The 18,887-nt window shown below is 70.2% G+C and carries 16 protein-coding genes, 5 tRNA genes and 1 riboswitch; of the genes, 10 read left to right on the top strand and 11 right to left on the bottom strand.

Translation table 11 applies throughout. From position 1 onward, the window contains the following. Window positions 1-45: 45 nt before the first annotated feature. The 8 genes from AB0C16_RS11210 to AB0C16_RS11175 all read right to left on the bottom strand — a co-directional run bounded on the left by AB0C16_RS11210 (window position 46) and on the right by AB0C16_RS11175 (window position 5,318). Window positions 46-723: a YoaK family protein gene (locus AB0C16_RS11210; RefSeq protein WP_357681377.1), complete on the bottom strand. Its 678-nt coding sequence runs from the start codon at window positions 721-723 to the stop codon at window positions 46-48. Window positions 724-1,045: 322 nt separating this feature from the next. Further along, window positions 1,046-1,816, bottom strand: a complete 771-nt coding sequence (locus AB0C16_RS11205) for a DUF4389 domain-containing protein (protein WP_357681374.1) — start codon at window positions 1,814-1,816, stop codon at window positions 1,046-1,048. A 343-nt stretch (window positions 1,817-2,159) separates the two neighbouring features. Continuing rightward, on the bottom strand, window positions 2,160-2,546 hold the full coding sequence (locus tag AB0C16_RS11200; protein ID WP_357681372.1) for a hypothetical protein: 387 nt from the start codon (window positions 2,544-2,546) through the stop codon (window positions 2,160-2,162). Window positions 2,547-3,089: 543 nt separating this feature from the next. Then, a tRNA-Val gene (locus tag AB0C16_RS11195) sits at window positions 3,090-3,164 on the bottom strand. A 19-nt stretch (window positions 3,165-3,183) separates the two neighbouring features. Continuing rightward, window positions 3,184-3,255, bottom strand: a tRNA-Gly gene (locus tag AB0C16_RS11190). A gap of 55 nt (window positions 3,256-3,310) precedes the next feature. After that, a tRNA-Cys gene (locus tag AB0C16_RS11185) sits at window positions 3,311-3,381 on the bottom strand. 17 nt (window positions 3,382-3,398) lie between these two features. Then, window positions 3,399-3,470: transfer RNA gene (locus AB0C16_RS11180), tRNA-Gly, on the bottom strand. Between the two features lie 87 nt (window positions 3,471-3,557). Beyond that, the gene (locus tag AB0C16_RS11175) at window positions 3,558-5,318 is read right to left on the bottom strand and encodes an N-acetylmuramoyl-L-alanine amidase (protein ID WP_357681370.1); all 1,761 of its coding nucleotides are present in this window, start codon (window positions 5,316-5,318) and stop codon (window positions 3,558-3,560) included. A gap of 305 nt (window positions 5,319-5,623) precedes the next feature. On the opposite strand from AB0C16_RS11175, the gene AB0C16_RS11170 reads away from it, so the two are divergent. From AB0C16_RS11170 to AB0C16_RS11130, 9 genes are all read left to right on the top strand, one after another. Next, the gene (locus AB0C16_RS11170) at window positions 5,624-5,893 is read left to right on the top strand and encodes a hypothetical protein (RefSeq protein WP_357681368.1); all 270 of its coding nucleotides are present in this window, start codon (window positions 5,624-5,626) and stop codon (window positions 5,891-5,893) included. Window positions 5,894-5,913: 20 nt separating this feature from the next. Beyond that, window positions 5,914-7,734 carry a glutamine--fructose-6-phosphate transaminase (isomerizing) gene (gene glmS / locus AB0C16_RS11165; protein ID WP_357681366.1) on the top strand — a complete coding sequence of 607 codons (1,821 nt, stop codon included), beginning with the start codon at window positions 5,914-5,916 and terminating at the stop codon, window positions 7,732-7,734. Between the two features lie 72 nt (window positions 7,735-7,806). Continuing rightward, complete coding sequence (locus AB0C16_RS11160) at window positions 7,807-8,574, top strand: SAM-dependent methyltransferase (protein WP_357681364.1); 768 nt, start codon at window positions 7,807-7,809, stop codon at window positions 8,572-8,574. 109 nt (window positions 8,575-8,683) lie between these two features. Next, complete coding sequence (locus tag AB0C16_RS11155) at window positions 8,684-9,643, top strand: tripartite tricarboxylate transporter substrate-binding protein (protein WP_357681362.1); 960 nt, start codon at window positions 8,684-8,686, stop codon at window positions 9,641-9,643. A 4-nt stretch (window positions 9,644-9,647) separates the two neighbouring features. Further along, window positions 9,648-9,840, top strand: a riboswitch (cobalamin riboswitch). 116 nt (window positions 9,841-9,956) lie between these two features. Then, window positions 9,957-12,131: a ribonucleoside-diphosphate reductase subunit alpha gene (locus tag AB0C16_RS11150; RefSeq protein ID WP_357681359.1), complete on the top strand. Its 2,175-nt coding sequence runs from the start codon at window positions 9,957-9,959 to the stop codon at window positions 12,129-12,131. Between the two features lie 27 nt (window positions 12,132-12,158). Next, entirely contained in the window at window positions 12,159-13,154 is a 996-nt protein-coding gene (locus tag AB0C16_RS11145) for a ribonucleotide-diphosphate reductase subunit beta (protein ID WP_357681357.1), read from the top strand. A 427-nt stretch (window positions 13,155-13,581) separates the two neighbouring features. Next, window positions 13,582-13,655: transfer RNA gene (locus AB0C16_RS11140), tRNA-Leu, on the top strand. A gap of 523 nt (window positions 13,656-14,178) precedes the next feature. Next, window positions 14,179-14,616: a hypothetical protein gene (locus AB0C16_RS11135; protein WP_357681355.1), complete on the top strand. Its 438-nt coding sequence runs from the start codon at window positions 14,179-14,181 to the stop codon at window positions 14,614-14,616. Then, window positions 14,523-14,960, top strand: coding sequence for a hypothetical protein (locus AB0C16_RS11130; protein WP_357681352.1), 438 nt, complete (start codon window positions 14,523-14,525; stop codon window positions 14,958-14,960). The genes AB0C16_RS11135 and AB0C16_RS11130 overlap by 94 nt, the downstream gene beginning before the upstream one ends. Window positions 14,961-15,089: 129 nt before the next feature. Here the strand turns inward: AB0C16_RS11130 and AB0C16_RS11125 are convergent, their stop codons facing one another. Then, on the bottom strand, window positions 15,090-15,740 hold the full coding sequence (locus AB0C16_RS11125) for a VC0807 family protein (RefSeq protein WP_357681350.1): 651 nt from the start codon (window positions 15,738-15,740) through the stop codon (window positions 15,090-15,092). Further along, on the bottom strand, window positions 15,737-16,918 hold the full coding sequence (locus tag AB0C16_RS11120) for an alpha/beta fold hydrolase (RefSeq protein ID WP_357681347.1): 1,182 nt from the start codon (window positions 16,916-16,918) through the stop codon (window positions 15,737-15,739). Before AB0C16_RS11120 ends, AB0C16_RS11125 begins: the two co-directional genes overlap by 4 nt. 85 nt (window positions 16,919-17,003) lie before the next feature. On the opposite strand from AB0C16_RS11120, the gene AB0C16_RS11115 reads away from it, so the two are divergent. Beyond that, a complete protein-coding gene (locus tag AB0C16_RS11115) occupies window positions 17,004-17,585 on the top strand; it encodes a TetR/AcrR family transcriptional regulator (RefSeq protein ID WP_357681345.1) in 582 nt (193 codons plus the stop codon). Here the strand turns inward: AB0C16_RS11115 and glgC are convergent. Next, on the bottom strand, window positions 17,554-18,789 hold the full coding sequence (gene glgC, locus AB0C16_RS11110) for a glucose-1-phosphate adenylyltransferase (protein WP_357681343.1): 1,236 nt from the start codon (window positions 18,787-18,789) through the stop codon (window positions 17,554-17,556). The two genes, AB0C16_RS11115 and glgC, sit on opposite strands and share 32 nt — an antisense overlap. Between the last annotated feature and the right edge of the window lie 98 nt (window positions 18,790-18,887).

Raw genomic sequence — 18,887 nt, 5'->3', positions numbered from 1 at the left:
GACACGGGCGACGCGCCGGCCGTCGCGGGCGGCGATCTCTGGGGGCTACCTCGGTCCGGATCGGCCACGCACCACGGCGAAGACGATGTGGCTGCCCGTGATCAGGCAACTGAACACGGCCATCGCCGTCAGCGCACCGGGCGGTCCGAAGTGCAGCAGGAGCAGGGTGCCGACGAAGGCGCCGAGAACCAGCGCGCCGATCTGGCCCGTCCGGCGGCCCGCGCGCGTTTGCGCGCCGGTCCCGAACGGCGAGTCGGCCGCCAGGTTGGTCAACGTGCCGGTGACCACGGTCGTGTTGATATCGGCGATCTTGAGCCGGCGTACGACGGTGTTGCGAGCGCCCATGGTGACCGCCAGGATGACGATCAGCGGGTATTGGCCGGCGGGCTTCGTGACGGGCAGGGCGAACGCGGCCATGGCGGCGATCACGTGCATGACCGACTCGGCGGCGAAGGCGATGACGAGCCGGCGGCGAACGTCTCCCACCCTCGCGGTCAGCTGGCCCCCCAACGCGGCCCCGGCGAAGAAGCTCGCCAGCGAGATGAGCGTCGCGACGACCGACAGCTGGGCCACACCACCCGCGGCGAAGCCCATGATGAGCAGGTTTCCCGTCATGTTGCCCGTGAAGACCTGGCCCAGGGCGACGTAGCTGATCGCGTCGACCATCCCGCTGATGACGGTGAGAGCGCCCCAGAAGGGCCAGGCGAGGTTGCCGGAGCTCACCCGCGGAACCTCGCGTGCCGGATCAGATCCCCGACGGCCATGGCAGAACCTCTCGTCATCGGTGCCCTCAGGCGGCCGGCCTTCCCGGCCGGGGGCCGAACCTGAACGGTGTCCCTTCGGTCCTACCCTCCGATGGCGGTCAGACGAGGGTGCGCAGGATGGCGTGGCAAACGGCGAAGACGGCGAAGCCGAGGACCAGGCCGCCGACCGCGTTCACGGCGGCCTTGCCGGGCCGCGCCGGTGGCCGCGACCGCGGTCGGGACCGCAGCCCCGACCGCCGCGACGGCCGGCAGTGAGCCCACCACGACGATGGCCACGCCTCCTAGCCAGGGCCGGTGCGGCCCGTCGGCGCCGGGTCCGGCGCCGTGTCCGGCATGGTGGTGCCGGTGGGTCCGGTGTCCGGGTCGGCGTGCGGGCCGGGCTCGTGGCCGCCGGTGTCGAGGCGGAACGGCGGGTAGGCGTCGGTCATCAGGGTCGCGTACGCGGCGACGCGCAGTGCCCACCGATTCATGCCGAGCACGAAGTCGAAGATCCCGCGCGGGTAGCGTCCGGTGAACAGCAGGACGAGTGCCGCGACGAGGACCAGCAGGGCGATGATCCCGCCACCCCAGGTGATGATGGGTACGCTTCCGCCCTGGCCGGCGGTGCCGGCCCGCCAGACCGGCACGCTGCCGCTGGTGAACAGGCCGACGATGATGTAGTGCGGGATGGCCAGCAGCCACCATTTCACCAGGACCAGCCCGCGCGACAGCCGTACGGGATAGTCGATGTCCAGGGTGGCGGGGTAGTCCGGCACGCGGTCGAGTGTGAACGGGGGATAGCGGTCGGTCCCAAGGGCGCTGTAGCTGTAGTACGCCACCCGCCAGGTCCAGCGCAGCACGCCGACGTTGAAGTCGAAGATGACGCGCGGGTAGGTCCCGGTGAACAGGATCGCGAAGAACGCGACCACCGTGAGGACCGCGAAGGCGGTCCACAACAGGGCGAGGACCACGTAGTGCGGGATGGCGAGAAGCCATTTGACCAGCCACAATCCGCGGTTCAGTGGGACGTCGAGGCACGCTTCCACGCGCACTGGATAGCTGTTGGTTGTCATGGGGATACCTCCGCTCACAGCGTCCGCGTCGGCGGCCGCCGTGCCCAGATGCGATGGTCGCCTCCGGGAGGGACCTTCGGCACGATGTGGTGCCTCAGGTTTCGGCCGCTTCGGCGGAGCGTGATGAGTGAAGGCGTGGTGATCGCGTCGGCGGCTCCACATCGGCGTCATCGCCTGCCGCGACCTCGACCTCATGGGATCTGGTCGACCACCTCGAAGCCGAGGTGAAGGCCCTGCTGTCGGCTGAGCCGGGCGGCGCCGGTGCCGGAATGGCCGGTGGGAGCGGACGCTCCCACCGGCCTCGTCGCGCGCCGACGTCAGGTGATGACGTCAGGTGACGGCGTCACGCGTGCTTCGTGGTGTTCCTGTCGATGACCTCGTGTGTGTCGCGGGTCAGCGGCGACGCGGCGGAAGCCGTCAGCATGTGCCGCAGCGTGGCGACGAACCACAGCGCGATCGTGGCGTAGAACAGAACCCCGAGAGCGCCTTCGGCATCACCGATCAGCCCGATGACACCAGCGGCCAACGCGGTGACGCCGAGCGCGCTGGCGATCACAACGTAGAACCGCTGGCTCACCGACTGGTCCCTGCGATACAAGCCTTCGGCGGAGCCGAGCGCGCAACCTCCGAACGCGCCGAGGATCATGATCGTCGCCGTGGCGCCCCGGGTGCTGTCGATGATCGGCAGATCAGTCCCCTGCAGATACGCGACGTACACGAGGGTGTTCACGGCCGCGACGAGTGTGGCGGCCGCGTCCTTCCAGCTCAACCTCATCGTCCACACCTCCTTTCGAAATCGGTGCGGACTTGCTTTCCTTTCAGGCTTATCGCCTGGCTGGACGCGCGGTAAGAGCCGATGGTCACCAGTGGCAGGGAGGTTCGGCTTCACGCCGCGGAGAGGACCGGCCTCCTGTGATCGCGAAACGCTCGACCTCGGCCGGCTGCCCGCCGGTCAGGCCACGATCGTGCTCGGACCAGCGTTGCCGGATCTCGACCCGGATGCTCTCATCGATACCGGTGATCCGGCCGCGGACGCTCAGGCGGGGTTCCGGAGAACTCCCTGTTGCTGGGAGGGGCGATGGACGCGGCTGAGCCGCTGGAGCCCTCGCCGCGAACGTGCGGCGGTCCTTCCGGCGAATCACCCAAAACATCTTCGGCGACAGCCGACAGGAAAGTCCGCCTGAGGTGGCTCCCCGTTTGGCTCCCCGCGACCTTTCAAGATCAAAAGAGGGCTCCGGTTAAGCTCCGGAACCCTCTCTGACCTGGTGGAACATGGTGGACGATACTGGGATTGAACCAGTGACCTCTTCCGTGTCAGGGAAGCGCTCTCCCGCTGAGCTAATCGTCCGTATCGAGCTGTCACTCAGAGCGGAAGACGGGATTCGAACCCGCGACCCTCACCTTGGCAAGGTGATGCTCTACCACTGAGCCACTTCCGCATGGCACTGCTTGCTCTTTACTTTAGCGGATCCCGGGGGGTCCGCCGCCCACCTGAGGTGGAGACGGGATTTGAACCCGTGTAGACGGCTTTGCAGGCCGCTGCCTCGCCTCTCGGCCACTCCACCAGGAGTGTTGATCTCCGAGCGGAAGACGGGATTCGAACCCGCGACCCTCACCTTGGCAAGGTGATGCTCTACCACTGAGCCACTTCCGCGTGTTTCCGGCGATGTGCCGGCCCACGGGAAAACCATATCGCTTTCGCGGAGTGCCCGGCGCGTCCTGACCGGGGTGGGCGCGGGATTCAGCGGATCACGCGGACGTCCTTGGCCATGACGAACGCGATGCGGTGACCGAGCTGAATCTGGTGGAAGCGTTGGGTGCCCTCGACCCTGACGTGGCGGGCCGGGGTGAGGGAGCCGGTCGCGAGGTAGGAGCCGGGCAGGGTGAGGCCGAGGGAGTAGTACTGGCCGGGGCGGATCACGTACTGGAGGGGGATCTCCTGCTGGTAGGCGGCGCGGGTGCCGCGGTAGGCGGATCGTTCGGGGTAGGCGCGGCCGTACACCCTGACGCGGCCGTTGATCGGGGTGACCAGCGGGCCCCTGGCGGGCACGGCGGTGGGCCGGTCGGGCGGGTTGCGGAACCACGCCTTCTGGCCCAGATACCAGATGGCCGTCCAGTCGCCACTGGTCCCGGCGACGGCGAACCGCTGGCCGGTGGAGGCTCGCGCGCTGTGGTCGTACACGCTGTGGGTGCTGGGCCGGCCGACCCGCTTGCCGATGTCGTCGATCAGCGGGGCGTCGGCGCGCGGCTCGGTGCGCAGCCACACCGTGGAGGCGCCGTGTGGTTCGCAGCCGGTCTTGGAGCAGCCGGTGAAGCGCGGCAGGTGGGTCTCGTAGTCGGGCCGGATGATGACCGAGGTGCCGCCGCGGGCGCCCTCGATCGGGCTGCCCATGAGGTCGAAGTAGTGGGCCCAGTCCCAGTAGGGGCCCGGGTCCTCGTGCATGCCCGGCAGCGACTCGGGCGTCGTGCCGGGCACGGTGTCGTGCCCGAAGATGTGCGCGCGGTCGATCGGGATGTCGTGCCGGGCCGCGAGGTAGCTCACCAGCTTGGCCGACGCGCGGTACATCGCCTCGGTGTACCAGGTGCCGCCCTTGGCGAGGTAGCCCTCGTGCTCGATGCCGATCGAGCGGGTGTTGACGTCCCAGTTGCCGGCGTGCCAGGCGATGTCCTGGGTCCGCACGTGCTGGGCGACGTGCCCGTCGCGGGAGCGGACCGTGTAATGCCAGCTCACGTAGTCGGGGTCGTGCACGAGCTTCGGCAGGCCGTCGTAGGCGCCCTCGGTGTCGTGGATCACGATGTAGTCGATGCGCCGTTCGCCGTCGAGCCGGTCGTGGTTGCCGTAGCCGCCGCCGGTGCGCCGGTGGGCGGCGGGCATCCACTCGCAGGCCAGCGAGGCGGGGCACTCCGCCTGCCGGGCCGGGGGTGGCGGCGGGTCCGGGCGCAGGCCGGGCTTCGGCTCCAGCCGCACCGGGAAACCGTCGTCCGTACGGCGCGCGGCGCCCTCGCGGATGACCGCGAACACCTCGTCGGCGAAGTCGCGGGAGCCGGAGTAGCGGGTGATGGCGTCGTGCCAGTCGGCCGGGTCGGAGCTGCGCCGCCCCTGGTAGGAGGCGAGGACGGCGGCGCCGCCCCTGATGTTGGCGGCCGGGTCGGTGCGCAGCCTGGCGACGGGGAGCCCGGTCAGCCGCGCCGCCTGCCGCAGCGTCGCCTCCCCGGGCGCGGGCCGCGCCGGGACGCCCGCCGCCGCCACCTCGTCGGGCACCGGCCGCGCGGCATCGGTGTCCACGAGGTGCATCGGGCCGTAGCCGCCGCCCGTGCTGGGCTCACCGGCGTTGACGTCCCACCGGGACTCCAGGTAGGAGACGCCGAGCAGCACGCTCACCGGCACGCCGTAGGCTCTGGCCGCCTCGGCGAACTCGGCCTGCCGGCCGGGCTGGCTCGGCCCGGCCAGAGCGCTGACGGCCAGACCGGCGATGACCCAGAGCAGCATGGCGACCCCCACGGAACGGCTCTCCTCGATTACCCGCCGTAACCATTCCCAGAAAGGGATGTGTCAGACGTGGCTGATGATGCGCATGAGGTCGGCCTGGCATGAGGTCGGCCCGGCATGAGGTCGCCTGGCATGAGGTCGGCCAGATCGGCCGCGCATCGCTCGCCGGCCTCGATTTGGCCGCCGGAGCGTTCGCCTGCCGGCGCTTGGCGAAAGGTTGGGGACGTTCGGGAGTCCTCTAGGCGGTAATCCTGCCCGATTTCGGGCAGGACCTTGGCATGTCTCGTCTCGCATGCGTAGTGTCCTCGTCTGTGTCCATGGCACGGCATCCCTACGAGGAACTCATCGCCCACCTGACCCGCACCAGCGGGCTCGGTCCGGGCGAGGCGGCGCGCGTGGTGGCCGACGTGGTGTCGTACTTCTCCGAGCCGGTCGAGGAGTTCGTACGGCGGCGTCACGGTGAGCTGAAGGCTCACGGCTTCACCAACGACGAGATCTTCCCCAGGGTCGCCGCGGAGCTGCGGGGCCGCCCGGTGGCGGCGCCCGCGCTGTCTCTGCGGCAGCTGCGCCGGATCGTCTACGGATAAACGGACAGAGGAGACCTCGGATGTGCGGAATCGTCGCCTACGTCGGATCGAAGGACGCGGCGCCCATCCTGCTGGAGGGCCTGCAGCGGCTGGAGTATCGCGGCTACGACTCGGCGGGTGTCGTGGTGTCGAACAAGGGCCTCAAGCTGCGCAAGGTCAAAGGCAGGGTGGCCGACCTGGCCAAGGTGATGCCGGCCAGGTTCAAGGGCGGTCTCGGCATCGGCCACACGCGCTGGGCCACCCACGGCGTGCCCAGTGACGTCAACGCGCATCCGCACCTGTCGTCCGACGAGCGCATCGCGGTCGTCCACAACGGCATCATCGAGAACGCCGACGAGCTGCGCGCCAAGCTGGTCGCCGACGGGGTGCTGTTCGCCTCCGAGACCGACACCGAGGTGCTCGCCCACCTGATCGCCCGCACCGCCGAGGAGACCGAGACGCTGGAGGAGGCGGTCAGGAAGGCGCTCAAGAGCATCGTCGGCACGTACGGCATCGCGGTGATCGACTCCCAGCGGCCCGGCGAGGTCGTGGTGGCGCGCAACGGCAGCCCGATCGTGCTCGGCATCGGCGAGAAGGAGATGTTCGCCGCCTCCGACGTGGCCGCGCTGGTCCGCTACACGCGCCAGGTCGTGCACCTGGAGGACGGCGAGCTGGCCGTGCTCAAGGCCGACGGCTTCCACACCTTCGCCAGCGACGCCCGCGAGACGGCCAAGGAGCCGCTGACCGTCGACTGGGACGCCGGCCACTACGACACCGGCGGCTACGAGCACTACCTGCTCAAGGAGATCTCCGAGCAGCCCGACACGGTCTCCCGCACCATGCGCGGCCGGCTGGACGAGCGCTTCCACATCGCGCACCTGGGCGGGCTCAACATGGACGCCCGCGAGACCCGTTCCTTCCGCCGGGTGAAGATCATCGGCTGTGGCTCGGCCTACTACTCCGGGCAGATCGGCGCCCAGCTGATCGAGGAGCTGGCCCGCATCCCGGCCGACGCCGAGCCGGCCAGCGAGTTCCGCTACCGCAACCCGGTCGTCGACCCCGACACGCTCTACGTGGCGATCAGCCAGTCGGGCGAGACCTACGACACGCTCGCCGCGGTGCAGGAGCTCAAGCGCAAGGGCGGCCGGGTCATCGGCATCGTCAACGCGGTCGGCAGCGCGATCGCCCGCGAGGTCGACGGCGGCGTCTACCTGCACGCCGGGCCCGAGGTGTCGGTCGCGTCGACCAAGGCCTTCACCTCCACCTCGCTGGCGTTCGCGCTGCTCGCGCTGCATTTCGGCCGGGTGCACGACCTGTCGCCCGCCGACGGCCGGCGCGTCTGCGAGGGGCTGCGCAGGCTGCCGGGCCAGATCGAGGAGATCCTGGCCCAGGGCGACAAGATCGCCGAGCTGGCGCAGAAGTACGCCAAGTATCCGAGCATGATGTTCGTCGGCCGGGTTCGCGGCTACCCGGTGGCCCGCGAGGGCGCGCAGAAGCTCAAGGAGATCTCCTACGTGCACGCGGAGGCCTATCCGGCCAGCGAGCTCAAGCACGGGCCGCTCGCGCTGATCGGCCCCGAGATGCCGACGGTCGCGATCGTCCCCGACGACGAGCTGCTCGACAAGAACCTCACCACGCTCGGCGAGATCCGGGCCCGCGGCGGCCAGGTGCTCATGGTGGGCCATCGCGAGCCCGACGCGAAGCTGGCCGACGACGTGATCGTGGTGCCGCGCAACGAGATCGAGCTGGACCCGATCCTGCTGACGATCCCCCTGCAACTGCTGGCCTATCACGCGGCGGTCGCCCTCGGCCGCGATGTGGACAAGCCACGCAATCTGGCAAAGAGTGTCACAGTTGAATAAATCGGTGTGGCACTATGGCCACAATCCGACAAACTTCTCGTTAATCGCCGAAGACCGACTTAAGCTCCTCGTGTGGTCGAGTTCGATCCTCAGGCTCCCAACCTTGCGCGGATGTACGACTACATGCTCGGCGGCGACGACAACACCGCCGTCGACCGCGAGGTGACCGACCGGCTTGCGGCCCTGTTCCCGCAAGCCGTTCCCCTCGCGCGGACCAACCGGGAATTCGTCCAGCGGGCGGTGCGCTACCTCGCGCACGCGGGCGTCCACCAGTTCCTCGACCTCGGCAGCGGGCTGCCCTCTCAGGGGCACGTGCACGAGGTGGCCCCTGCCGCCAAGGTCGTCTACGTGGACCACGACCCGGTCGTGGCCACGCGGGCCAGAGACCTGCTGGAGGAGTCGGGCCTGGCCGCGTTCGTCCAGGCCGACCTGCTCGACGCCGGCGCGGTGCTGGAGCGGGTCTCCGCCCACCTCGACCTGGACCGGCCGGTCGGGGTGGTGCTGGCCTCGGTGCTGCACTTCGTCCCCGACTCGGCCGGCCCCCAGGCGATGGTGGCCAGGCTGCGCGATGCCCTGGCACCCGGCAGCCACCTGGTGATCACGCACGCCACCTCGGTCGGGCGCCTGAACCCCGAGGACGCGGCCAAGGTGATCTCCCACGGCTCGTCCGCCGCCGGCGCCGACCGGACGCCCGCCGGCATCAGGGCGTTCTTCGGCGACTTCGCGCTGGTCGAGCCGGGCCTGGTGAACGCCCCCGACTGGCGTCCGGACCGGCCGAGGCTAGTCGGCGAGCCGTCCGCGGCGTCGTACCTCATGGCCGGGGTCGGCGCGAAGCGGTAAGTCCGGTTTTCGGGATCATGGGTTACGGCGACCCCGATGTGTGACCGTACGTGATGTGTTAATAACCTGTAGTAATAGGAGGTCTTGCGGAACCCCGTGGAGGCACGTCATGCGCCGACGGCACTTCTTCGCGCTAGGACTCGGCGTCGTGGCGTGCGCCGGCGGGTGCGGCGCCGAGCGCGGCGTCACCGCGGGGCCTCGGGCGCGGTTCTCCGTCGTGCCGGGCGGCGAGCGGTGGGAGAACGTCGTCCAGGCGCTCGTGCGCGCCGGCGTCCGGGCCGGGTTCGAGGTGTCGGGACGGCAGAGCGAGCCGGGACCGGCCACCCCGATCACCGTCACCGGGCTGCCCGCCCTGGCCGCCGCCGAGCTGAACGGCCGGCCGACCCTGATCGACACCACGACGCCGCTGGCCAGGCTGGTCGGCGACATCGAGGTCGTGGTCGTGCCCGCCAACTCGCGGTTCAGGGACTTCGACGAGTTCGGCGCCCACCTGCTGGCCGATCCCGAGCAGACGCTGCTCGCCGGCGGGCCCCAGGGAGAGCCCGACCACCTGCTGTTCGGGCTGATCGCGAGAGGGCTGGGCGCCGACACCCGGCGGGTCGACTACACCGGCTACCCCAGCGCCGTCGGGGCCGCCACCGCGCTGCTCGGCGGCCGGGCCGCGGCCGCCGCCGGCACCCTCGGCGACTGGCGCGGCAGCATCCGCATGGGTCTGGTCAGGGTGCTGGCCGTGTCCTGCGCCCATCGGGTCGACGGGGTCGACGCGCCGAGCCTGCTGGAGTCGGGGGTGCGCGTCGACTTCGCCGACTGGTGCGCGGCGGTCGGGCCGTCCGGCATGTCCGAGGAGAGCCGCGCCTCCGCCATCGAGATGTGCGAGGCGGTCGCCGACTCGGCCACCTGGCGGGCCGCCTGCCGCGCCCGGGGATGGAGCTCCATCCCGCTCACCGGTGACGACTTCGAGGTCTGGCTCGCCTCGGAGATCGACCGCACCCGGGCGGTGCTCCGCGATCTCGGCCTCCTCAACACACCGGGCACAACATGCTGGGGTAGTTGCGGGAATGGCCACTAGATGTAGGATCCTGCTCGTCGCTGGTTCGCCCCTCGGGGCGGAGCAAAAGGGAACCCGGTGTGATTCCGGGGCTGCCCCGCAGCGGTGAGCGGGAACGACCGCCGTCACGAGCACTGGAGAGATCCGGGAAGCGACGGCCAGTAGGACGTGCGTGACGCCCGCGAGCCCGAAGACCTGCCCGCGACGCCGGGGGCCGAACCCGGCTGACCTGTCTGGGCCTCGAGGGAGGGCCCGAGGGCGTCATGGCCGGGGGCAGCCCGTGCCGGCGTGCTCTCGCGTGCCCTCCGGGGGCGAGCTCGCGAGGAGAGAGCACATGACGCAGATCGTCGAAGGCGACCGGCGACCGGCCATCGAGGAGGCCGCCGCCAGGGTGATAGCCGACCCGGCCAACTCCCGGATCGCCGCCCGGCTGCTGGCCGAGGAGATCGCGGACGAGACCGCCCGGCAGGGCGTGCGCTCGTTCTCGGAGTCCATCGCGGCCACCCACGCGGCGGGGCTGATCCAGGACACGCTCGCGGCCTTCGTCACCGCCCACGCCGCCGAGCTGGACGCGCTGGTCTCCGGCGAGGCCGACGACCGCTTCGAGTACTTCGGGCTGCGCACCGTCTACGACCGCTACCTGCTGCGCCACCCGGAGACGCGCGCGGTGCTGGAACGGCCGCAGCACTTCCTCCTGCGCGTGGCCTGCGGCCTGTCGGCGTCGGTGGCCGAGGCCGCCGAGCTGTACGAGCTGATGTCCACGCTGTCCTACCTGCCGAGCTCGCCGACGCTGTTCAACTCGGGCGCGCGCCGCCCGCAGCTCTCGTCGTGCTTCCTGCTCGACTCGCCGCGCGACGAGCTGGAGGCGATCTACGACAGGTACGGCCAGGTCGCCCGGCTGTCGAAGTACGCCGGAGGCATCGGCGTCTCGTGGACCCGGGTGCGCTCGCGCGGCTCCCTGATCAGGGGCACCAACGGGCACTCCAACGGCATCGTGCCCTGGCTGCGCACGCTGGACGCCTCGGTCGCCGCGGTCAACCAGGGCGGCCGGCGCAAGGGCGCGGCCTGCGTCTACCTGGAGACCTGGCACGCCGACATCGAGGAGTTCCTGGAACTGCGGGACAACACCGGCGAGGACGCCCGCCGCACCCACAACCTGAACCTGGCCAACTGGGTGCCGGACGAGTTCATGCGGCGGGTCGAGGCCGACGAGCTTTGGTCGCTGTTCGACCCGAAGGACGTCCCCGACCTCCCCGACCTGTACGGCGAGGCGTTCGACCGCGCCTACCGGGGCTACGAGGCCGAGGGGCGGCACGTCCGCCGGATCCCCGCCCGGACCCTCTACGGCCGGATGATGCGGACCCTCGCCCAGACGGGCAACGGCTGGATGACGTTCAAGGACGCGGCCAACCGCACCTCCAACCAGACGGCCCGCCCCGGGAACGTCATCCACCTGTCCAACCTGTGCACCGAGATCCTCGAGGTCACCAGTGACGCCGAGACCGCCGTGTGCAACCTCGGTTCCGTCAACCTCGCCGCCCACCTGCTGGGCCGCGACCAGGTCGACTGGCCCCGGCTGCGCCGGACCGTACGGACCGCCGTGCGGTTCCTGGACAGGACGATCGACCTCGGCTTCCACCCGACCCCCGAGGCCGAGGCGGCCAACCGGCGCTGGCGGCCGGTCGGGCTCGGCGTGATGGGCCTGGCCGACGTGTTCTTCGCGCTCAGGCTGCCGTTCGACTCGCCCGAGGCGCTGGAGCTGTCGACCCGGATCGCCGAGGAGATCGCGCTGGCCGCCTACGACACCTCCGCCGACCTGGCCGTCGAGCGCGGCCGGCACCCGTCGTACGCCGACACCCGCGCCGCCGCCGGGGTGCTGCACCCCGACCACTACGTCACGGCCTCGCCCCGCTGGGAGGCGCTGCGCGCCAAGATCGCCACAACGGGGCTGCGCAACTCGCTGCTGCTGGCCATCGCGCCGACGGCCACCATCGCGTCCATCGCGGGCTGCTACGAGTGCATCGAGCCGCAGGTGTCCAACGTGTTCAAGCGCGAGACCCTGTCAGGGGAGTTTCTGCAGGTCAACCGCTATCTCGTGGCCGACCTGCAGGCCCTCGGCCGGTGGACGCCGGGGCTGCGCGACGACCTCAAGCGGGCCGACGGCTCGGTCCAGGACCTGCCCGGCCTGCCCGCCGACCTCAAGCTCCTCTACCGCACCGCCTGGGAGCTGCCGCAGAAGGCGCTCATCGACCTGGCCGCGGCCCGCCAGCCGTACATCGACCAGTCGCAGTCGCTCAACCTGTTCATGGCCGCCCCGACCATCGGCAAGCTCTCCTCGATGTACGCCTACGCCTGGCGGCAGGGCCTGAAGACCACCTACTACCTGCGCTCCCGCCCGGCCACCCGGATCGCCCAGACCACGGTGCCGGCCCTCGCCGAGTCGCCCGAGTCGCCCGAGGCGCTCGCGTGCTCGCTGGAGAACCCCGACGTCTGCGAAGCCTGCCAGTAACCCCCTGAACCACGGAGATCTCTCACGATGCTGCTCGACCCCGGAATGGACCTGACCCTGCGCCCCATGCGCTACCCGGACTTCTACGAGCGCTACCGGGCCGCCATCCGCAACACCTGGACGGTCGAGGAGGTCGACCTCCACTCCGACCTCGCCGACCTGGCCAGGATGACGCCTCAGGAACGCCACCTGATCAACCGGCTCGTCGCCTTCTTCGCCACCGGCGACTCGATCGTGGCCAACAACCTCGTGCTCAACCTCTACCAGCACGTCAACGCCCCCGAGGCGCGCCTCTACCTGAGCAGGCAGCTGTACGAGGAGGCCGTGCACGTGCAGTTCTACCTCACGCTGCTCGACACCTACCTGCCCGACCCGGAGGAGCGGGCCCGGGCGTTCGCCGCGATCGACCACATCCCGTCCATCAAGGACAAGGCGGAGTTCTGCTTCCGGTGGATCGACTCGCTCGGCGGGCTGCGGCGGCTGGAGAGCGCCGGCGACCGCCGCGCGTTCCTGCTCAACCTCATCTGCTTCGCCGCCTGCATCGAGGGATTGTTCTTCTACGGCGCCTTCGCCTACGTCTACTGGCTCCGCTCGCGCGGCCTGCTCGGCGGGCTGGCCACGGGCACCAACTGGGTGTTCCGCGACGAGTCCATGCACATGGAGTTCGCGTTCGGCGTGGTGGACACCGTACGGGCCGAGGAGCCCGAGCTGTTCGACGACGAGCTGGGCGAGCAGGTCACCGTGATGCTGGAGGAGGCCGTGGCCGCCGAGCTGGCCTTCGCCCGCGACCTGTGCGGCGACGGCCTGCCGGGGATGGACGCCGAGCGGATGCGCGAATACCTGGAGTACGTCGCCGACCGGCGCCTCGCCCGGCTCGGCCTGCCCGGCAGGTACGGCACGGCCAACCCCTTCGCGTTCATGGAGCTGCAGGACGTGCAGGAGCTGGCCAACTTCTTCGAGCGGCGTGTCTCCGCTTACCAGGTGGCCGTTGAGGGCAATGTGAGTCTCAACGAGACCTTTTAGACATAAGGGTTAGACATAAGGGTTAGACATAAGGGGGCTTCCACGTGGAGACGCCCGAGACCCGCGCCGGGGTCCCCTGGCCCGCCGAACCCGGCTGAGGCTCGGCGCCGTCCCACCGGCCGCCGGTAAATGCGTGGCGCCGCCGGTGATCGCGCGGCTACCGTTGAAGACGTCCAGCACGACGAGAAAGGCACACGAGTGAGCGACCTCAGGACCCCCGCGCTGCTCGCGGGCGGGCAGGCTTCCGGATAGTCCGCGCCACGGACTCCAGGAGCCGCCCGGGACACTCCCGAGGCGGCTTTGTCATGTGCGGGCCCTGATCGACCAGGGCCGCGGGCCACGGCCTGACCGGTGGGAATGGCGCCCCCGGCCGGACACCAGCCCTCCGCCCCGGGCATGGCCCACGCCAGCCCGGCCCGGGGCCCACGCCGCTCTGGCCCAACTGGCAGAGGCGCCACATTCAGGATGTGGAGGTTCGGGGTTCGAATCCCCGGAGCGGCACCCACGCGTGCGCGGGCCGCGCCCCCGCCGCCACCGAGACGGTCGTCCGCCTGGAGAGACCGGCTCGGCGGATTGTCCGCGGTTGTCTGTCCCGCGGACCGCTCGCTTCCGGACACCCCCTCGACCGGCTTTCCCGCGGTGGCAGACACCCACAGGAGGGCAACCATCATGGTGAGACACGCGCTGATCGTGCTGTCGGTCCCGAGCCTGCTCACGGCGGGTTCCGGCGACCTCGATCCCGCGTTCGGCCACGGCGACTTCGGGCTGGTCCGCTACAGTCCCGACGGCTCGCCGGACCGGCCTTTCGGCACCGGCGGCAGGACGACCACGCACTTCGCGAACGAGGACGAGGCGTTCGACATCGCCCTCCAGGCCGACGGCAGGATGGTGGTGACCGGACCACCCGGTCAACCGTCGGGCCGGTCCACCGCCCTCGACGCCCTGATCGGCCGGGACCGCCTCGAAGCCAGAGCACGAGCAGGCCGTCCGGCTGGCGCGGGCCGTACCCGAGGAGACGCTGCACGTGGGCAGCGGCTGGGGCGCGCTGGAACGCAAGGTCCTGGCCAAGCGGCGCAGCAGGGCGCTGAACCTGCCCGGCACGCCGTTCGCCGAGACGACCATCGGCCGCGACCAGCAGTCGTGGCTGGCGCTGGTGCGTGACGGCTCGATCCCCACCCCCGCACCCGCCCTGCCGCCCTCCTCCTACACGGTCGGCCCGGAATGGCGGGCGCTGCTGGAGAGGTCCATCGAGCGGTCGGGCGGCACCTGGTTCACCCTGCTGCACCTCGGCGTGAATCGGTATCACGACGGCGACCGCGAGGGCGCGCGGGACGCCTGGGAGAGGTCCCTGGCCTGCACGGAGAACGCGTGGGCGCTGCGCAATCTGGTGGTGCTGGACGACGAGCGGGCGGCCGGCCTCTACACGCGAGCCCACGCGCTGGCGCCCGGCTACGCCCGCTGACGATCGAGACGCTCGGAGCCCTCATCGCCGCCGGGCGACCCCTCGACGCGCTCGCCCTGATCGACCGGCTCACCACCAAGGACCGGTGGCACGGGCGCGTCCGGCTGCTGGAATCCCGGGCCGCGCTGGACGCGGGCGACCTCGGCAGGGCCGGGCGGGTGCTGGACACGGGCCTCGTGGTCGACGACCTGCGCGAGGGCGAGGACGCGCTGGACGAGCTGTGGTGGGACTACCACGAGCGGATCCACCCGTCGGGCGCCGCCCGCGCGCGCCGGGAACCCGCTGCCGTGCGGCTACGACTACAACGTCAGGCAGTACTGAACCGCCGGGTCCATCAGCGATGAGATGAGCCGGTCAGGCGAGGAGGCCGGCGGTGGAGTTCGCGGTGACGGCCAAGGCTGCCATGAACGCCTCGGTGACCGGTCGTGCTCTCCGTGGACCATCACCGCGACGATCGACGGCTCCAGACGACGTCAGCCCTCGTGTGCGGGCGGTGATTGACCCTTTGTCGGTTCGGCTTGCTGGTGGGCGAGTTCGCCGCGCTTGCCGTACCAGGCGCTCCATACGCCGATGAGGAGCACGGTGCCGATGAGCAGCAGCGCGGACAGGCCCGTCATGACGTCCACGGGCAGCAGGTAGACGAGGGGGATGCGCAGTGCCGACTCGATCAGCAGAGCCGCGGCCCAGGTGAGGGTCATGACCACGTACACACGGCGGAAGCCGGGCTCGGCCTGGTAGAGCGCCTCCCAGCGGGCGGCCGTCCGAGCGTCCTCCGCGCCGAAGCGCTTGGCCACGCCGAAGGCCGCCGGGCGGCCGGTGAGGCAGGTGCCGACAAAGACGACGGCGACGACCGCGGTCGTGACCGACTTGACGGCCAGTAAGAGGCGCTCGTCGCCGGTGACGAAAGAGAGGATCAGGCCGAGGCCGAAGACCAGGCACATGAAGGCGGCGAAGCCGTCCAGCCTGCGCTCCCGGATGCCGACGTAGCCGACCCGCAGCAGCCCGGCGGACGCCGCCGCGAGGAGGGCGGCGTACTCGTCGATACGCAGCATGCGCAGCAGGTAGTAGGTGGCGACCGAGGGAAGCACGTCCCACAGCAGCACGTTCAGCACGGAGCGGTTCATGCGAAGATCCTTTCCAGCCAGTCGGAGATGCGGGCCAGGGCCAGGCGCTGGGCGCCCGACTGGCAGTGGGCGTCGGCGCCCTCCGCCTCGGTGAATTCGATCAGAGTCTTGTCGCAGGTCAGGTGTTCGTAGAGCGCCTCGGGCTGGCCCTGGAAGGCGAAGTCGCCGAAGGCGGAGCAGACGAGCGTCGGGCAGGTGATCCGCTCGGCGACGCCGTCGCCCAGGTGATAGTCGAGCAGAGCGGTGAGGTAGCCGCGGGGTGAGGGCGCGCCGAAGGCCCAGGTGCCGTGGGTGAACGCCCACCGCATGGTGGGGTCGTGCTCCATCAGCGCGCTTAACTGCGCGTCCGCCTCCGGACGGCTGAGCGCTTGAGCCGCGGCGGACCGGTCCCCGCCGAAGCGCGCGGCGACGATGTGTCCCATGTCGTAGACGCCGTCGAACGCGATCAGCGCCTTGATCCTCGGGTCGAAGGCGGCCGCGCGGGGTGCGAGCATCCCGCCCATGCTGACGCCCAGCAGCGCCACGCGTGAATCGTCCACGTGCGGCTCGGCGAGCAGGAAGTCGAGCACCGGGCCGACCACGTGTTCCCAGTCGGGCCTGAACACCAGCCCCTCGCGCAGGGCGCCCGGCTGTCCGGGACCGTCGAAGGTGAGCACGTTGAAGCCCCGCTCCGACAGCGCGGCGGCGGCGAAGAAGTGCAATTCCTCGGCGCTGCCGTCGAAGCCGTTGTGCATGACGACCGTCGCGCCACCGGTGCCCCGGTAGAGGTAGCCGGGCAGCGTGGTGCCTTCGTAGGGGATCTCGACCCGTTCGATGCCCGACAGGTCGGCGAAGGCGCGGAAGCAGGTCACCTGCCCGGTGTAGGCGACGTCGATGCGTGGGTCCGCCGGGTCGCCGTGCAGGAAGAACTCCGCGGCGCGGTAGTAGTTGGAGGCGCGCAGGAACCCGTCTCGGGCGCTCACCCGGCGCCCGGCCGCCAGGGATTCCGCCGCCTCGGCGGTCACCCGGTCGGCCGTGGCCAGCCACTCGTCGTGCCAGCTGTCGTAGTCGCCCTCGATGATCCGTTGCGATGTGGTCAGCACCTCGCCGAAATCGGCGCCGCCGTACGCGATGTGACCGAACGAGCGGAGTGTTTCGTACCAGAACGTGGGGTCCTTCTCGAAGATGATCGGGCGCACTGAGACTCCTTAATGCGAAGAATTTCGCTTCAAGGTATGCCCTTTGGGGTGCTTAACGCAAGACGGTTCGCGTTAAGATGGCGGCATGCAACCTGCACGCAGGCCGGGTGGCCGCAGCGCGAGGGTCCGTACGGCGGTGCACGAGGCTGTGATGGACCTGCTGGGCGAGGCGGACTGGGACAGTCTGAGCATCGCCGAGGTAGCCGAACGATCAGGCGTGCACCAGGCGACCGTCTACCGGCGCTGGGGCACGCTGAGCGCGCTGATCGACGATGTGGTGACCGAGCGGCTCTCGCAGGCCTCGCCGATGCCCGACACCGGGTCGCTCCGGGGTGACCTGGAGGCTTACGCGGTGCGGCTGGCCGAGGACGTGGCCGGGCCGTTGGGCGGTTTGTACGTGCGCGCCGCGCAGGTGGGCACCCGGGCTGACGACTCGCCGGTCTACATGGCGGACCGGGCGGCACAGTTGCAGGCGATGCTGGACCGGGCGGTGGAGCGGGGAGAACGACCGCCGACACTGCTGGAGTTGCTGGAGGTGGTGATCGCGCCGATCTACTATCACGCCATCTTCTTCAGCCGCCCGGTCGGGCCCGAGCACGCCAGATCTCTGGTCGGACGGCTGCTCAGCCTGCCGGTCAGCGGTCCACGATCTCGTTCTTCCCGATGACCACGACGCCGCCCCGGGTCACGGCGAAGCGGGTGCGGTCGTAGTCGAGGTCGAAGCCGATCCGGGCGCCGTCGGGGATCACCACGTTCTTGTCGATGATGGCCTTGCGCACCACCGCGCCCCGGCCCACCTTGACGTTCTCCATCAGCACAGAGTCCTCGACCAGCGAGTGGGAGTGCAGCACCACTTTGGGCGACAGTATCGACCGCAACGCCGTGCCGCCTGAGACGATCACGCCGGGGGAGACGAGGGAGTCTATGGCCCGGCCCACCCGGTCGCCGTCGTTGTGCACGAACTTGGCCGGCGGCAGCGGGTCGTGGCCGGTGTGTATCGGCCACTTGTCGTTGTAGAGGTTGAAGATCGGGTGCGCCGAGATGAGGTCCATGTGGGCCTCGTAGTAGGCGTCGAGCGTGCCCACGTCGCGCCAGTAGCCCCGGTCGCGCTCGGTCGAACCGGGCACCACGTTGTGCGCGAAGTCGTAGACGTCGGCCCCACCCGACTTGACCAGCATCGGGATGATGTTGCCGCCCAGGTCGTGCTTGCTCGACGGGTCGAGGGCGTCCTCGCGCAACGCGTCGATCATGGACTGGGTCTTGAACACGTAGTTGCCCATCGAGGCGTACACCTCGTCCGGCGAGTCGGCGAGGCCCACCGCGTCCTTGGGTTTCTCCCGGAACGCCACGATCCGGCGCCCCTGCGGATCGGTCTCGATCACGCCGAACTGGTCGGCCAGCGACAGCGGCTGCCTGATCGCGGCCACGGTCACGTCGGAGCCGGAGTCCTCGTGCTGTTCGAGCATCTGCCGGGGGTCCATCCGGTAGATGTGGTCGGCGCCGAACACGATCACGTGCTCGGGCATCTCGTCGTAGATCAGGTTGAGGTTCTGGAAGAGCGCGTCGGCCGAGCCGGAGAACCAGCGCGGGCCCAGCCGCTGCTGCGCGGGCACCGGCGTCACGTAGTTGCCGAGCATCGCCGACAGCCGCCACGTGCGCGAGACGTGCCGGTCGAGGCTGTGGTTCTTGTACTGGGTCAGCACGACGATCTTCAGGAAGTCGCCGTTCGCGAGGTTGGACAGCACGAAGTCGATGAGCCGGTACATCCCGCCGAACGGCACCGCCGGTTTCGCCCGGTCCGCCGTGAGAGGCATGAGCCTCTTGCCCTCTCCACCTGCCAGCACGACCGCAAGCACCCTCCGGGACCTCATGTCCAGGACGCTACCCCCAAATGGCCGATCTATCGACGAAACCCCGCACGGCTCTCTTCCTGGGCGTCACGTTTTGCGGTGATTCGCGCGAGCGGACC

Source organism: Nonomuraea sp. NPDC048916, from assembly GCF_040649575.1.
Lineage (GTDB): Bacteria > Actinomycetota > Actinomycetes > Streptosporangiales > Streptosporangiaceae > Nonomuraea.
This window is presented reverse-complemented; position numbering and strand designations above follow the sequence as displayed.

What these genes read in the sequence shown, in the direction of transcription:
- AB0C16_RS11205 (WP_357681374.1), bottom strand. Translation starts at nt 1,816, where the DNA reads ATGACAACCAACAGCTATCCAGTGCGCGTGGAAGCGTGCCTCGACGTC.
- AB0C16_RS11170 (WP_357681368.1), top strand. Translation starts at nt 5,624, where the DNA reads ATGGCACGGCATCCCTACGAGGAACTCATCGCCCACCTGACCCGCACC.
- glmS (WP_357681366.1), top strand. Translation starts at nt 5,914, where the DNA reads ATGTGCGGAATCGTCGCCTACGTCGGATCGAAGGACGCGGCGCCCATC.
- AB0C16_RS11155 (WP_357681362.1), top strand. Translation starts at nt 8,684, where the DNA reads ATGCGCCGACGGCACTTCTTCGCGCTAGGACTCGGCGTCGTGGCGTGC.
- AB0C16_RS11150 (WP_357681359.1), top strand. Translation starts at nt 9,957, where the DNA reads ATGACGCAGATCGTCGAAGGCGACCGGCGACCGGCCATCGAGGAGGCC.
- AB0C16_RS11145 (WP_357681357.1), top strand. Translation starts at nt 12,159, where the DNA reads ATGCTGCTCGACCCCGGAATGGACCTGACCCTGCGCCCCATGCGCTAC.
- AB0C16_RS11125 (WP_357681350.1), bottom strand. Translation starts at nt 15,740, where the DNA reads ATGAACCGCTCCGTGCTGAACGTGCTGCTGTGGGACGTGCTTCCCTCG.
- AB0C16_RS11115 (WP_357681345.1), top strand. Translation starts at nt 17,004, where the DNA reads ATGCAACCTGCACGCAGGCCGGGTGGCCGCAGCGCGAGGGTCCGTACG.
- glgC (WP_357681343.1), bottom strand. Translation starts at nt 18,789, where the DNA reads ATGAGGTCCCGGAGGGTGCTTGCGGTCGTGCTGGCAGGTGGAGAGGGC.